13 protein-coding genes and 1 pseudogene are annotated in these 12,543 nt (G+C 71.3%); 8 read left to right on the top strand and 6 right to left on the bottom strand.

Annotation, left to right across the window (positions count from 1 at the left end; translation table 11 throughout):
* Nucleotides 1–43 precede the first annotated feature (43 nt).
* Complete coding sequence (locus P3T34_RS30650) at nt 44–760, top strand: flavodoxin family protein (protein WP_280669280.1); 717 nt, start codon at nt 44–46, stop codon at nt 758–760.
* Between the two features lie 4 nt (nt 761–764).
* Here P3T34_RS30650 and P3T34_RS30645 read toward each other — a convergent pair whose 3' ends face one another.
* Entirely contained in the window at nt 765–2,048 is a 1,284-nt protein-coding gene (locus P3T34_RS30645) for an IS21 family transposase (protein ID WP_280669279.1), read from the bottom strand.
* Between the two features lie 424 nt (nt 2,049–2,472).
* On the opposite strand from P3T34_RS30645, the gene P3T34_RS30640 reads away from it, so the two are divergent.
* From P3T34_RS30640 to P3T34_RS30630, 3 genes are all read left to right on the top strand, one after another.
* Nucleotides 2,473–2,730, top strand: a complete 258-nt coding sequence (locus P3T34_RS30640) for a hypothetical protein (protein ID WP_280669278.1) — start codon at nt 2,473–2,475, stop codon at nt 2,728–2,730.
* Nucleotides 2,727–3,530 carry a DUF2637 domain-containing protein gene (locus tag P3T34_RS30635; RefSeq protein WP_280669277.1) on the top strand — a complete coding sequence of 268 codons (804 nt, stop codon included), beginning with the start codon at nt 2,727–2,729 and terminating at the stop codon, nt 3,528–3,530. The genes P3T34_RS30640 and P3T34_RS30635 overlap by 4 nt, the downstream gene beginning before the upstream one ends.
* Nucleotides 3,531–3,785: 255 nt before the next feature.
* Nucleotides 3,786–4,628 carry a siderophore-interacting protein gene (locus P3T34_RS30630; protein WP_280669276.1) on the top strand — a complete coding sequence of 281 codons (843 nt, stop codon included), beginning with the start codon at nt 3,786–3,788 and terminating at the stop codon, nt 4,626–4,628.
* 21 nt (nt 4,629–4,649) lie between these two features.
* Here the strand turns inward: P3T34_RS30630 and P3T34_RS30625 are convergent, their stop codons facing one another.
* Nucleotides 4,650–4,877, bottom strand: coding sequence for a DNA mismatch repair protein MutT (locus P3T34_RS30625; protein ID WP_280669275.1), 228 nt, complete (start codon nt 4,875–4,877; stop codon nt 4,650–4,652).
* Between the two features lie 31 nt (nt 4,878–4,908).
* Here P3T34_RS30625 and P3T34_RS30620 point away from each other — a divergent pair.
* Nucleotides 4,909–5,178 (top strand): annotated as a pseudogene (locus P3T34_RS30620) (UTRA domain-containing protein); the annotation flags it as partial.
* Between the two features lie 298 nt (nt 5,179–5,476).
* Nucleotides 5,477–6,628, top strand: coding sequence for a M48 family metalloprotease (locus tag P3T34_RS30615; RefSeq protein ID WP_280669274.1), 1,152 nt, complete (start codon nt 5,477–5,479; stop codon nt 6,626–6,628).
* Nucleotides 6,629–6,683: 55 nt separating this feature from the next.
* Here P3T34_RS30615 and P3T34_RS30610 read toward each other — a convergent pair whose 3' ends face one another.
* Nucleotides 6,684–7,727 (bottom strand): glycosyltransferase, encoded by a 1,044-nt coding sequence (locus P3T34_RS30610; RefSeq protein WP_280669273.1) that lies wholly within the window; start codon nt 7,725–7,727, stop codon nt 6,684–6,686.
* A gap of 223 nt (nt 7,728–7,950) precedes the next feature.
* On the opposite strand from P3T34_RS30610, the gene P3T34_RS30605 reads away from it, so the two are divergent.
* Nucleotides 7,951–8,778 (top strand): hypothetical protein, encoded by an 828-nt coding sequence (locus tag P3T34_RS30605; protein WP_280669272.1) that lies wholly within the window; start codon nt 7,951–7,953, stop codon nt 8,776–8,778.
* A gap of 156 nt (nt 8,779–8,934) precedes the next feature.
* On the opposite strand, the gene P3T34_RS30600 is transcribed toward P3T34_RS30605, so the two are convergent.
* Nucleotides 8,935–10,128, bottom strand: a complete 1,194-nt coding sequence (locus tag P3T34_RS30600; protein ID WP_280669271.1) for a transposase — start codon at nt 10,126–10,128, stop codon at nt 8,935–8,937.
* Nucleotides 10,129–10,217: 89 nt separating this feature from the next.
* Between P3T34_RS30600 and tnpA the strand changes: the two genes are divergently transcribed.
* Complete coding sequence (tnpA, locus tag P3T34_RS30595; protein ID WP_280669270.1) at nt 10,218–10,646, top strand: IS200/IS605 family transposase; 429 nt, start codon at nt 10,218–10,220, stop codon at nt 10,644–10,646.
* 184 nt (nt 10,647–10,830) lie between these two features.
* Here tnpA and P3T34_RS30590 read toward each other — a convergent pair whose 3' ends face one another.
* Together P3T34_RS30590 and P3T34_RS30585 are read right to left on the bottom strand one after the other, a co-directional pair.
* The gene (locus P3T34_RS30590) at nt 10,831–12,057 is read right to left on the bottom strand and encodes an MAB_1171c family putative transporter (RefSeq protein WP_280669269.1); all 1,227 of its coding nucleotides are present in this window, start codon (nt 12,055–12,057) and stop codon (nt 10,831–10,833) included.
* Nucleotides 12,050–12,523: a ParH-like protein gene (locus tag P3T34_RS30585; RefSeq protein ID WP_280669268.1), complete on the bottom strand. Its 474-nt coding sequence runs from the start codon at nt 12,521–12,523 to the stop codon at nt 12,050–12,052. Before P3T34_RS30585 ends, P3T34_RS30590 begins: the two co-directional genes overlap by 8 nt.
* Nucleotides 12,524–12,543: the final 20 nt, after the last annotated feature.

The following is a 12,543-nucleotide window of genomic DNA, read 5'->3' as shown; positions in this document are numbered from 1 at the left end:
CACTCTCCCCATGCAAGCAAGGCAAGCAGGAAGCGAACTGACTATGGCAGACACAGCTGCGACCTACGGTGACCTGCGGGCGCTGGTGATCAACTGCACGCTCAAACGCTCCCCCGAGCGCAGCCACACCGAAGGCCTGATCGACGTGAGCCGCAGCATCATGGAACGCCAGGGCGTCCAGGTCGAGGTGCTGCGGGCGGTGGATCACGACATCGCGACGGGTGTCTGGCCGGACATGACCGAGCACGGCTGGGAGACCGACGAATGGCCGGTCCTCTACTCGAAGGTGATGGACGCCGACATCCTCACGCTGGCGGGGCCGGTGTGGCTGGGCGACAACTCCTCGGTGATGAAGCAGGTCATCGAACGCCTCTACGCCTGCTCCTCGCTGCTCAACGAGGCCGGGCAGTACGCCTACTACGGCCGGGTCGGCGGCTGCCTGATCACCGGCAACGAGGACGGCGCCAAGCACTGCGCCATGAACGTCCTCTACAGCCTCCAGCACCTCGGCTACGTCATCCCCCCGCAGGCCGACGCCGGCTGGGTCGGCGCGGCCGGCCCCGGGCCCTCCTACCTCGACCCCGGCTCGGGCGGCCCGGAGAACGACTTCACCAACCGGAACACCACGTTCATGACCTGGAACCTCCTGCACCTGGCGAGGATGCTCAAGGACGCCGGCGGCATCCCCGCCCACGGCAACCAGCGCTCCGAGTGGGACGCCGGCTGCCGCTTCGACTTCGACAACCCCGAGCACCGTTGAGCCGTCAGGTGGCGCGGCCGGTCAGCGGCGGCCGCGGATCGGGTCCCCGATTCGTCGGCCGACTGTCCCGCTGGGCCGGCACCCGCATCGCCGTGGCGGTCGGCCCGTCCGCCCCTCGGCAGCCGGGCGCGCCCCCGGTTCGCCCGCGCAGCGCATCCGCCTCGGCCAGTGCCTTCTCGGACGGCGGCCGCGGCGTCACCCTGCGGCAGGACGGGGCGTCCGCGCGCGCCGATGTCGTCGGCCACCGCTCCAGGATGGCGACGACACCACTGTGCTCGACGACCGTCAGCCCGGCCCCCGGCTGGGCGAGCGCATACCGGGCGATGACGGCTCCGGCGACGGTGGCGATGGAGAGGTAGGGCTGGTCGAGTCGCCGCCGGACCTCCAGCACGGCGCCGGCCAGGTGGTTCGGTACGGCGTAGAGGTTGCCGCGGAACGGCACCAGGCCCTGGGCCGTGACCGTACGACGGTCGCGGACCCAGATCGGGAACGGTGCGGCGGGCAGTTCTCGAAGCGGTTCGGGGGCCGAAGTCGGGCCGCCCGCACGCGCGTTGCCGACCGCCTGAGCCTCGGGGTCCAGACCCGCCGCGAGCCGGTCCAGACTGTGCTGTGCCTCGTCCAACGCGGTGCCGTCCGCCAGTGCGCTCCACCAGGACCGGGTGGCCCGCTCGGCCTGCTCGGATGCCGGGGGTAGTCGGCCATCGTCTGGGAGGAACTCGACTCTCGCACCGTAGTACCTCGCCACCTGCCGCAATGCCGGCGTCACGCGCTCGCTGCCGGGGCAGTACACGGCCGGGGTCCGGCCGAGCCACCAGCACTCGGCGGTTCCGCCCAACCGCCTCAGCACGTGCTCCATCGCCTCGACGAGGTGCGGCAGATCGGTGTCCTCCGCCAGAGCTCCGCGCCAGCGGCCGGAGCGGGCGAGCGATCCCAGCAACAGGTGCGGATGCCTGCCGCAGCCCCATCCACCCGGTGGCTCGGGAAGCTCCAGCCAGTCGAATCGGACCGCCTCCTCGCTCCGTCGACCACTGCCCGGGCTGCTCCCGGCGGGACCGTCGCCCTCACACTGCTCGCAGGGCAGCCGGGCGTGGTGTTTGCGCAGAGCACGCGTGAACGTCGAGTAGCCGCTCGGGTAGCCCAGCTCGACGATCTCGCCGAGGAGAACGGCGGCGGGAAGGTGCGGGTCGTCCGCCAGCCGTTGGCGGCAGTACGGAAGAAACTGGAGAAATCCGTCCGGGGGGCGAATTCGGATGCCCGGGGTCCGCTGTCCGCCGAGATACGCTCGCACCGTTTTCCGATCACGCCCGAGATGCCTGGAAATCGCGGCGACGGACCATCCTTCGCGATGGAGCCTGAGCGCCTCCATGTATTCCTCCCAGCTGATCAAGAAACCCCCTGACGATCGAATCCGGCACCTCACAGCAGTGCAAATATGCCGGAGGCAAGGCGGAAATATAGCACGGAAGGTCGATGATCAATCGACGGAAACGTTTCTGCCGATATACGGCGGCCGGGTATTTTCAGTGAGCACCGGCAGCGATGAGTATGGAATGATCCGCCCCGCTGGGAATGCGGACACCGTGAGCGATCGACTAAAAAAGTACCACCCCCCGCGCCACCCCAGGTAATTTCGCCGAGCGCCACGGGGACCGAATATGAAACGACGCCCGGATGAGGTACGAACCCGACTGCGGCCGTCTCGTTGATGAACCATGACCTCAACATCCCAGCCCTGCGCATTCGCGCCCTCCGAACGAGACCCGGTCGCCAGGATCGGTGAGTGGCTCTTCGTCCCCGACAGCCGGAACGCCGCGGGTGACGTGCGCCCCGGCTACCTGTCGCGCACCGGGGAGCGGGTCTCGCTGCCGCACACCTCCTGCCTGCTGGCGGACTTCCTGCGGAAGATCCACCGACTGGAGAGCGACCTCGCGATGCGGATCAGCCCCCCTCTGTTCTCGGTCGAACCATGACGCCGCTCTTTGGCTACGTCGAGGGCCACATCGAGGGCTACGTCGAGGGATACGCCGAGGGATACGCCCAGCCCGACGACCCCCGGACAGCGCCCCGCGACCGCGTCCGGGACGGAACCTACGGACCAGGCATGCGGTACGACGAGGGCCTCGGCTGCGCCGTCGGCCTCGTATACGGCGACGCGCCCTCGTTCAACCCGGTCGCCGATTCGGCGGTCGGGTGGGAGGCCGAGGCGGCGTTCGTTCCGCATCCCCGGATGCCGACGGACCGGGCCGTGCCGGTCATGACAGGCCCGCCCATGGCAGGCTCGCCCATGGCAGGCCCGGCGGCTCCTGGGCGCCGACGCCGACAGCCGGCCAGGCCGGCCTGGCCGGAGGTGATCGGCTCACTGTTCGGCGCGTTGACGGCGGTCACGGTCGCCGCGGTCTGCGTGCTGGGTTGGGCGTTCTCCTACGACCCGTTGCGGGCCTTGGCGTACTCGCGAGTGCCGCGCGGACTGTCGCAACTGTGGCCGGTCATCGTCTACGGACCGTGGCTCGCGGGGTGCCTGTCGGTCCTGCGTGCCGCCCTGCACGGACGTCAGCCCGTCCACTCCTGGGTCGTGGTCGTGCTGTTCTCCGGTCTCGCGACAGGACTGTGCGTAGCGGATGTCTCGCGGACGCTTCCCGACCTCGTCGTGACCGGACTGCCTCCCCTCACTGCCGTCATCTCACTGCATCAACTCGTCCGCCAGCTCACCACCGCCCGGGGTATGGGCCGACGGCCGGGCCGACAGGCCGCGCACAAATCCCCGCGCTGAACCGCGCCTGCGCCTGCGCCTGCGCCTGCGCCTGCGCCTGCGTCCAGCGCGTCGCGAAACGGCTGTGCCATGCAAACGGGTGCGCCCTGAAAGCAGTTTCCCGCAGCTCTCGGCAGCACCTTCAGGGCGCCTCGCAGACGCTCCGCGGCCCCCGCCCGGCCGGCGACCCCCCGCCGGCCGCTTGCTCCACCCTTCGGGCAACCAGCGTCCTGGTGTTAACTTAGGGCAACCTAAACACATCGCCAGGGGGGCGTTATGACAGAGCAGCCGGCACGCAGGACACCGCAGGCCCACGAGGCACAGGTGCTGCGCAACGAGCGGATCGCTCCGCACATGGTGCGCCTCGTCCTCGGGGGCACCGGGCTGGAGAGCTTCACCGGGTCGGAGTTCACCGACCACTACATCAAGCTGCTCTTCCCGGCCGAGGGCGTGAGCTACCCGGAGCCCTTCGACCTGGCCCGCATCCGCGAGGAGTTCCCGCGCGAGCAGTGGCCGGTCTCCCGGACGTACACCGTGCGGGACTGGGCCCCGGGCCTGGGTGAGCTGACCATCGACTTCGTGGTCCATGGCGACGAGGGCCTCGCGGGGCCGTGGGCGGCCCGGGCGCTGCCGGGTGAGACGGTGCGCTTCTCGGGCACCGGTGGCGGCTACGCACCGGACCCGAGCGCCGACTGGCACCTGCTGGCGGGCGACGAGAGCGCGTTGCCCGCGATCGCCGCGGCACTCGAACGGATGCCGGCGGGCGCTGTGGGGCACGCCTTCGTCGAGGTGTCGGGCTCCGAGGAGGAGCAGAAGATCGTCACGCCCGACGGCATCAGCGTGAACTGGCTGCACCGGGGCGACCGTCCGATCGGCGAGGCCCTGGTCGAGGCGGTGGGCGCCCTGGACTTCCCCGCCGGCGAGGTGTCCGCCTTCGTGCACGGCGAGGCGGGCTTCGTGAAGGAGCTGCGGCGCCAGCTGCGCCTGGAGCGCGGCATCGGGCGCGAGCGGCTCTCGATCTCGGGCTACTGGCGGCTCGGCCAGAGCGACGAGGCCTGGCGGGCGAGCAAGCGCGAGTGGAACGCCCAGGTGGACGCCGAACAGGAACAGGGCGCCTGACCCTGCGCACGTCGCCGGCCGTCAGCCGCTGACCACCCGCCGCCCGTCGTGCGCCCGCACCCGCGCCGCCTGCTCCGCCCCGAGCGCGTCCAGCACCCGCACCGCATAGACCTCCGCCATCCGCGCACCCACCTCCTCCGGGGTGAGCCACGCGACGGCGCTGGCCTCATCGGTCGGGTGCGGCCGGCCGGCCTCGGGGCGGCAGCGGAAGACCAGGGCGACGATGCCGCGCGCCAGGTTCTTGTACACACCGGTCAGGCGCTGCACCTCCACCGCGACCCCGGAACTCTTCACCGAGAACCCGGGCGGCGGAGGCATCTACGCCCGCCTGGAGGAACACGGCTACCTGCTGGCCGAGTTCGGCGAGACCGTCCAGGCCCGACTCGCCACCAAGGCCGAGTGTGTCGCTCTGACCCTGAGTCCTGGCTCGCCCGTGATCCACCTCGTCCGGGAGGCCGTCGCCGAGGCCGGCCGCTTCGTGGAGGTCTGTGACACCGTCATGGCCGCCGACCAGTTCGTTCTGGACTATCGCTTCGCTGCCGAGTCTTGACCCCTCGTCAACTTATTGCTGTCGAACACCAGATCATTGCCCTGGTCGAGTTGACTCATATGCGGGAGGTGGGCGGGGGTGGGGCCCAGTGGCGTGCGGCGGGGGTGGCGTGATCCCGGGGGGGGCGGGGCGGCTCGGGATGCGGGCTCGCTGGAGGAGCTCGCCGACCGGCTGATCGGCGACGCCCGCCGATCCACGCACCGCGCGGACGACGTCGCCGTGCTGCTCACCCGCACGTCGCCGCCGGCCAACGGTCCCAGGCGGCGTAAAGGCCGGAATTGCCTGGAAGGATCGGGGGATGGACACCGATCGCCCCGACTTCACCCCCGAGCAGCTCGCCCGTGGCCGGGCGCTGCGCCGCGCGCAGGTGCCGTGGCTGCTCGGCGGGCGCGCCGCCGCGCTGGCGCTCAGCCTGCTGCTCGGCCTCACCTCGGTCGGCGCCGGGCTGGTGGAGTGGGCCGGGCGGCTGTTCGGTGGCTCCTGGACGGCCCAGGTGCTGGCCGGCACCGCCCTGCTGGTGCTGCTCGGCCAGCTGGTCGGGCTGCCGTTCGCGGCCCGGATACACGCGGTGCGCTCCGCCTACGGACTCGTCACCCAGAGCTGGAGCGGCTGGGCGGTGGACCTGGCGCGCGGACTCGCGCTCACGCTGGCGCTGGCGCTGCCGGCCGCGCTCGGCCTCTTCGCGCTGACCGGCTGGTCCGCGCACCGCTGGTGGCTCCCGGCGGCGGGGGCGGCGGCGCTGCTGACGGTGGCCGTCTCGTTCCTCTTTCCGCTGGTCGTCGAGCCGCTCTTCAACCGCTTCACGCCGATGCCGGACGGTGAGCTGCGCACGGCGCTCCTCGCGCTGGCCGCGCGGGACGGGGTGCCGATCCGGGACGTCCTGGTCGCCGACGCCTCGCGGCGCACCACCGCGCTCAACGCCTACGTCTCCGGCCTGGGCTCGACCCGCCGGGTGGTCGCGTACGACACGCTGCTGAGCACCGCCGAGCCGCGCGAGGTGGAGCTGGTGGTCGCCCACGAGCTCGGCCACGTCAAGCACCGCGACGTGGCCGTCGGCACCGTGCTGGGCGCGCTCGGCGCGGCCGGCGCGGTCTGCCTGCTGGGCCTGCTGACCTCGCTGCGGCCACTGCTGGACGCGGCCGGCGTCCCAGGCGTCGCAGACCCGCGCGCGCTGCCGCTGCTGGCCGCCTGCGGCGCGCTGCTCGGCACCGTCGCCGGCCCGGCGCAGAGCGCCGCGAGTCGCCGGATCGAGGCCCGCGCAGACCGCCACGCGCTCGAACTGACCGGCGACCCCGAGCAGTTCATCGCCATGCAGCGCCGGCTCGCGATCACCAACATCGCCGACGTCGACCCGCCGCGGGTGCTGGAGGTGCTCTTCGCCAGCCACCCGAGCACCGCCCGCCGGATCGCCGCCGCCCGGGCGTGGGCCCGCGCCTCGGCCCACGCCTGAGCCACTGCTGCTCCTGCTCCTGCTCCTGCTCCTGCTCCTGCTCCGACCCCTACGCCTACGCGACGTCCGTGCGACGTCCGGCGCGGGAGGTGACCGCCGTGCGGGCGATCTGGGAGAGCTTGGCCAACTCGAAGGCACCGTACGAACCGCCCGCGAGCAGCGAGAACTTCACGCCCTCGCGCCCGCCGGGGCGTTTGAAGCCGTCCGGCACCCAGCGCTGGTAGTGCTCGGCGGCGCGGTGGAAGAACTGCGGGCGGACGGCCCGCGGGACGCAGCCGGCCAGGTCGAAGACGAAGAGGTAGTGCCGGATCATCCGGATGAACAGCGCCGAGTGCAGGGACTTCTCGGACCTCGCGTCGAGCAGCGCGAAGCTGCGCTCGTACTGGTCGAAGATGTCGAAGTGGCTGCTCCCGGGCGAGCCGGCCGGGTGCACCGTCTCGCGGCGGCGCAGCTGGACGAGTTCGCGGTCCAGGACGGCCAGCCGATCGGCCGTCAGCATCGCGTGGTGCACCAGCGGCACCTCCTCGTAGCGGCCCTCGGGGAAGGCCAGCGAGGCAGCGGACCAGAGCCCGCGGCTGATCAGCCGGTCCCAGGCGAAGGCGGGAGCGCTGAGCAGTTCGGGGTGGTCGGACAGGCCGAAGGCGTCCGGCCCGGCCTGCGCCAGCAGTGCGGAGGCGGCGCCCGGCCAGATCCGGCCGGCCTGCAGTCGGGTGTGCCCGAAGAGCAGCACGTCCGGCTGGCGGGCTTCCGGCTCGGCGCTGGAGTCCTCCAGCTCGCGCAGCCGGTCGGCCAGGGTCAGGAAGGCTCCGGGCGCGACCAGGTGGTCGCTGTCCAGGAAGAGCAGGTAGCGGCCGTTGGCGTGGGCCGCCCCGGCGTTGCGGCTGTGGCCGACGCCGACGGCCGCGTTCAGTCGGAGCACCGTCACCCGCGGCTCGTCGACAGCCTGCGAGAGCTCGCTCGCACAATGCGGCGAGGGGTCCGTCACGACAATGACCTCGAAGCCGCCGAAGGACTGGTCGAGAATCGAGTCCAGGCAGCTGGACAGCTGACCTTGCTGGTCGTGGGCGGGAAGGACGACGCTGATCAGTGGTTCCGGCATGAGGCTCGAAGGTAAGCGGGTGTCAGGGACCCGGCAAGGTGCGACAAGTGACAAACCGGGCAATCACCGCGAACCACCCCACCCGTGCACCGGATCCTCACCCGTCGGGCCACGGACCACCACAGCCTGAAAACCAGCTGACGGCACCCACCGCCACCGGCCATCATTCCTCGAAACGGCAGGCCGACCAGGAGGACGGGACCCCATCACCAGGAACCACGACGTGGCCGGCGACGGTCTGAAACTGCACCGACGGGTGCTGCGGCTGGACGGGCGCCCGTACACCGTCCTGGGGCTGCGACCGGGGGCGACCGCGCGGTTCGCCACCAACCGCTTCCACGAGACCTGGCACCTGCTCTCCAGCAAGGCCGGCGCGCAGCTGCTGGCCCGGTTGCTCTGGGGGCTGAGCTACGAGCGCCACCCCGGCACACTGATCGTGATCGACCGGCCGTTCCTGGACCCGACGCCGTTCGAGGGCGAGGCCAGCGACCCGATCGTGCTCGTGCCGCGCGATCTGACGCCGCTGAGCGAGGCGGCGGCCCGCGCGCTGCGCCGCAGCCTGCCGCTGACGACGCCGCCGGACGGAACGGTCCGCTGGCGCACGCACGGCCTCGACCTGGCGCTCGCCGACCGGGCGGCCTGGCGGCAGCAGGTGGAGCGCGAGTGCGACGGGCGCAACGACCTGACAAGCCTGGTCACCCGGCGGGGCGGGTTGGTGACCCTGGCGGCTCCGCCGGTCAGGCTGCGGCACTGGGCGGTCGCGACGGCGGAGCTCGACGCGAATCGGCCGCCGTGCCCGGGCATGGACTACACCTACCTCACCGACAACTGGCGGGCCGACGGCGAGGTGCAGATCTTCCACCGCTACCGCGCGATGGTCTCCAGCGCGACGGTCGCCCGCCGCGAGGTGCTGGCGGCGGGCGACCGTCAGGAGCCTGCCGAGGCCGTCCGCGAGCGGATCTGGCGCCGGGCCGCCGAGGTGCGGCGCCGCCGCACCAGCGGGCAGCCGGTCAGCAGTGGGCAACCGGTCAGCAGTGGTGCGGGCCGCTGACGGTGCAGTTGGGCCTGGCCGGGGCGGCCGAGGCCGCGGGGGCTGAGATCGCCACCACGGCGACCAGGGCGGCCACCGAGCAGGCGGCGGCGACGGCTTTCCTGACAATGCTCTTGGCCGTGACTCCTCCCCGCCCTAAGGGGACGGGGCTTCCTGTTACGCCGGGTTGGCGTCGCAGTGGACCAGCCCGGCCCGTAGAACGTTGATGGCACCCACCGTGTCCGCGTGGTCCGTGTGGCCACACCGTACGCAGTGGAACTTTGCCTGAGTGGTTCGGTTCTCCCCGGAGACGTGGCCACACGCGGGTTGTGGGCACGTCCGGGAGGTGTTGCGGGGGTCCACCGCGATAATCGTCCGGCCGGCGCTTGCAGCCTTGCTGGTGAGGATCGCGAGGAACACCCCCCAACCCGCATCTGTGATCGACTTGTTCAGCCCGGCCTTCGAGGCGGCACCATTGGGCAGGAAGCCGCCCGGCCGCGCGGGGTCCGGCTTCGGCTTCGGCGTCCGCACCATGTTGCTGATGCTCAGCTTCTCGTGCGCGATCAGATCGTGCCGGCGCACCAGGGTGAGGGCGGTCTTGTGCGCGTGGTCGAGCCGTTGGCGGCGGACCTTGCCGTGCAGGTCGGCGACCTTCTCGACGGCCCGGCGGTGCTTCTTGGCGCGGTTGTCCCGGCAAGCACGGGGGAAGGTGGCCAGGTGCCGCTGAGCCTGCGCGAGGGCCTCGGCGTTCTCCCGGCCGAAGCGCGGGTTGGAAACGAAGCCACCGTTGGAGTCGGCGAGGAAGTTGGCGATGCCCAGGTCGATGCCGACCACCGAACCGGTGGGTTCCAACGGTTCGGGCTTGGACTGCTCGGCGGTCAGCACTACATACCAGCGCTTGCCCTCGCGCTTCACCGAGACGGTCTTGACCTTGCCGACCACCTGACGGTGCTGGTTGACCTTGACGTGCCCGACACCTTGGAACCGGACCCTGGGAGGGTGACCGGGCATCGAGTCCCACCGGCAGCCGTCCCCGTCCCTGGGGAAGTCCACCGTGTCGAACCAGTTCACGCCCCGGAAGCGCGGGTATCCGGGCTTCTCGCCGGACTTGACCCGACGGAAGAACGCGGCGAACGCCTTGTCCAGACGCCGAAGCGTCGCCTGCTGGCTGGAGAACGACCACCGGCCCTGGCGCTGCGGGTCGAACGCCCGAATGTCTTTGAGCTGCGCCGACTGCTGGCCGTACTTAACCGTCGTCTTCGAGGCGTGACGGTAGGCGTCGCGCCGTTCCTCCAAGGCCCCGTTGTAGAGCGAGCAGTGGTCGACCAGCATCGCGGCGAGGGCCTGGACCTGACGGGCGGTGGGTCGCATGAGGAACTTGTACGCACGGATCTGCGTGTCCAACGGGTCCACCCCCCTTCCTGATCGCAGGTCACCTTAACACCTGTCAAACTTGGCGCATGTCACCACGCTGGGAACCAGATCCTGATATCCGCCGGGGAAACCATGTCGTCTATCACCTGCACGCACACTTGGTGTTCGTCACCAAGTACCGGCGTGAGGTCTTCAACGACGAGATGCTGACGCGCTGCGAGGCGATCATGCGGGACGTATGCGAGAGCTTCAGTGCGGAGCTGCGGGAATTCAACGGCGAAGGCGATCACGTCCACCTGCTGGTGCACTACCCGCCGAAGGTCGCCCTGTCCAAACTGGTCAACAGCCTCAAGGGCGTCAGCTCCCGCTACCTGCGGGCCGAGTACACCGGACGGATCAACCGCATCGGGACGGGCTCGGTATTCTGGGCACCCTCGTACTTCGCAGGGTCCTGCGGCGGCGCGCCGCTAAGCATCGTGAAGGAGTACATCGAGAACCAGAAGCAGCCGGCCTGACGCTGCGCACCAGTCTTCGCAGCGAACTTCGCCGCTTCGCGGCTCCGGGCCAAGGATCGCATTCCCGCCCGGCCTAAAGGCCGGGATTCCCTGCGAAGATAGGGGGATGGGAGCCTCCTGACTGCCCCTTGGTCAATCACCTGGCCAGCGAGCGTAGGTTTATGACGGATGTTCAGCATTCATTTCAGCTCATGACATTGCCAAGGCCTCGACTCCCCGTTGCGGCGTCGGCGAAGGCAGCCGAGACCCGCACCAGCCACTCGACCTCGCACTCTGCCGCCAGGCCGGCCGGATGAGAATCGGCGAACTCACCTGCCCCGGTGGACCGTTCGCCCGAAGAAGCCCGGGCCAGCGCGCGGACGATCACCGCCGCCTCGGCCGCCGGCCCTGCGGAGCCGGCGGCCGACTCCTCCAACTCCGCTCCCAGCGGCGGCAGATGGGGGCGGAGCAGCAGCAGTCCGTCGCGGATCTCGATCACCCGCCGGTAGAGCGCGAACTGCACGTCGCGGGGCAGCCGCCGGGCGCGGCGACGGCCGGGCGGGGCCAGCGCGATCTCCGGGAAGGCCTGGTACAGCGCGGTCCACAGCGGCGCCAGCGCGAGGTGGCTGCGGCAGGCCCAGCGCCGACGCCGTAGGGGCGCCGCCGCCCTGGCCCACCCGGTGGCCGTCCCACCCGCGGCGATCAGCGTCACGCAGAGGAAGCCCAGGACCACGGAGACCAGGTCCTCGCCATCCGTCTGCCGACCGGTGGCGAGCGCCTGCCGGACGTCGTCGAAGCCCCAAGCGGTCCACAGCACGCCGACGGCCGCGCTCCAACCGATCAGCCGCAGGCCGATCCGCAGCACCGACGTGCCGGCGAACCGTGAGCGGCTGCGGATCTGCCGTGCCACGGTGGCCAGTTGCCAACCCACGTAGAGCAGGCTGGTGGCGTCGTAACCTGCCAGGGCCGCGCGGTCGGCGGTCGGGACGGACACCTCCCCGGCCACCGAGCGGACGTGCGCGGCCAGGAAGAAGCCGACGGCCAGCACCAGGCCGACCGCGAGCGCGAGCACCGTCACGCTGGGAACGCCGCGCGGCCGGGGCAGTGGCAGTGGCAGTGGCTCGCGCGGAACTACCGGCTCACGCGGGGACCGTGGCTCGCGCAGGGCTGCGGCGAGCAGGCCGAGGAAGCAGGCGGCGGTCATCCGCAGGGCGTCGCCCACCAGCATGGCGAGCCCCGGCAGGCCGGCCGTACGCTCGATCGCCGCGGCCGTGTCCGGCGCCAGCACGAGCAGCGCCGCACCGAGGCAGAACGCGAAGTCGGCCGCGAACCGCAGGGCCGGCAGCCGCCGTTCGCCCCGGAGCAGGACCCAGCGGTGCGCCCCGAAGGCGAGGAGGACTGCGGCCGCGGCGTAGATCACCGGGTCAACCACGCGCGCCGCCACCCTCCGCCGACGGGCCCGCCTTGCGGCGGCGCCTGGGCGGTGGGCCGAAGAAGGGGTCCAGCTCAGCGGCGCCCCGCGCCGCCCCGGGCTCGAGCTCGGGCTCGGGCTCGGCCGCCGAATTCGCCCACACCGCGCGGTTCATGATCATCGAAGCCAGTAGTTCGGCCTCCTGCTCCTGCGGCTCGGAGTAGACCGTCCGACCGAGCACCCGCCGTACCAGGTCAGCGGAGAGATGGGGCATCAGCTCACCCGAGGCGGTGTCGGCCTCATCGGCGTGGCCGCAGAGCAGGTGAGCCACTTCGTGCAGCAGGATGTGCTGCCGGTGCAGCGGCGAGGTGTCGCTGGCGTAGACGATGTAGTCGGCCGAGCCGGTGGCGACCAGGAGGCCGCAGGGGATGCCCGGTTTCCACGATATCGGAAGTAACTCGATTGGCCTGCCGCGCTGTTCGGCCACTCGGCGGACAAGTTCCGTGG

It is taken from the genome of Kitasatospora sp. MAP12-44, from assembly GCF_029892095.1.
Classification (GTDB): Bacteria; Actinomycetota; Actinomycetes; order Streptomycetales; family Streptomycetaceae; genus Kitasatospora.
The sequence above is the reverse complement of the archived record's forward strand: the minus strand, read 5'-3'. Positions and strand labels throughout refer to the sequence as shown.

Excerpts from the sequence above, each read along its gene's own strand:
- P3T34_RS30640 (WP_280669278.1), top strand. The coding sequence starts at position 2,473 with ATGACCTCAACATCCCAGCCCTGCGCATTCGCGCCCTCCGAACGAGAC.
- tnpA (WP_280669270.1), top strand. The coding sequence starts at position 10,218 with ATGTCACCACGCTGGGAACCAGATCCTGATATCCGCCGGGGAAACCAT.
- P3T34_RS30610 (WP_280669273.1), bottom strand. The coding sequence starts at position 7,727 with ATGCCGGAACCACTGATCAGCGTCGTCCTTCCCGCCCACGACCAGCAA.
- P3T34_RS30650 (WP_280669280.1), top strand. The coding sequence starts at position 44 with ATGGCAGACACAGCTGCGACCTACGGTGACCTGCGGGCGCTGGTGATC.
- P3T34_RS30615 (WP_280669274.1), top strand. The coding sequence starts at position 5,477 with ATGGACACCGATCGCCCCGACTTCACCCCCGAGCAGCTCGCCCGTGGC.
- P3T34_RS30630 (WP_280669276.1), top strand. The coding sequence starts at position 3,786 with ATGACAGAGCAGCCGGCACGCAGGACACCGCAGGCCCACGAGGCACAG.
- P3T34_RS30635 (WP_280669277.1), top strand. The coding sequence starts at position 2,727 with ATGACGCCGCTCTTTGGCTACGTCGAGGGCCACATCGAGGGCTACGTC.
- P3T34_RS30600 (WP_280669271.1), bottom strand. The coding sequence starts at position 10,128 with ATGCGACCCACCGCCCGTCAGGTCCAGGCCCTCGCCGCGATGCTGGTC.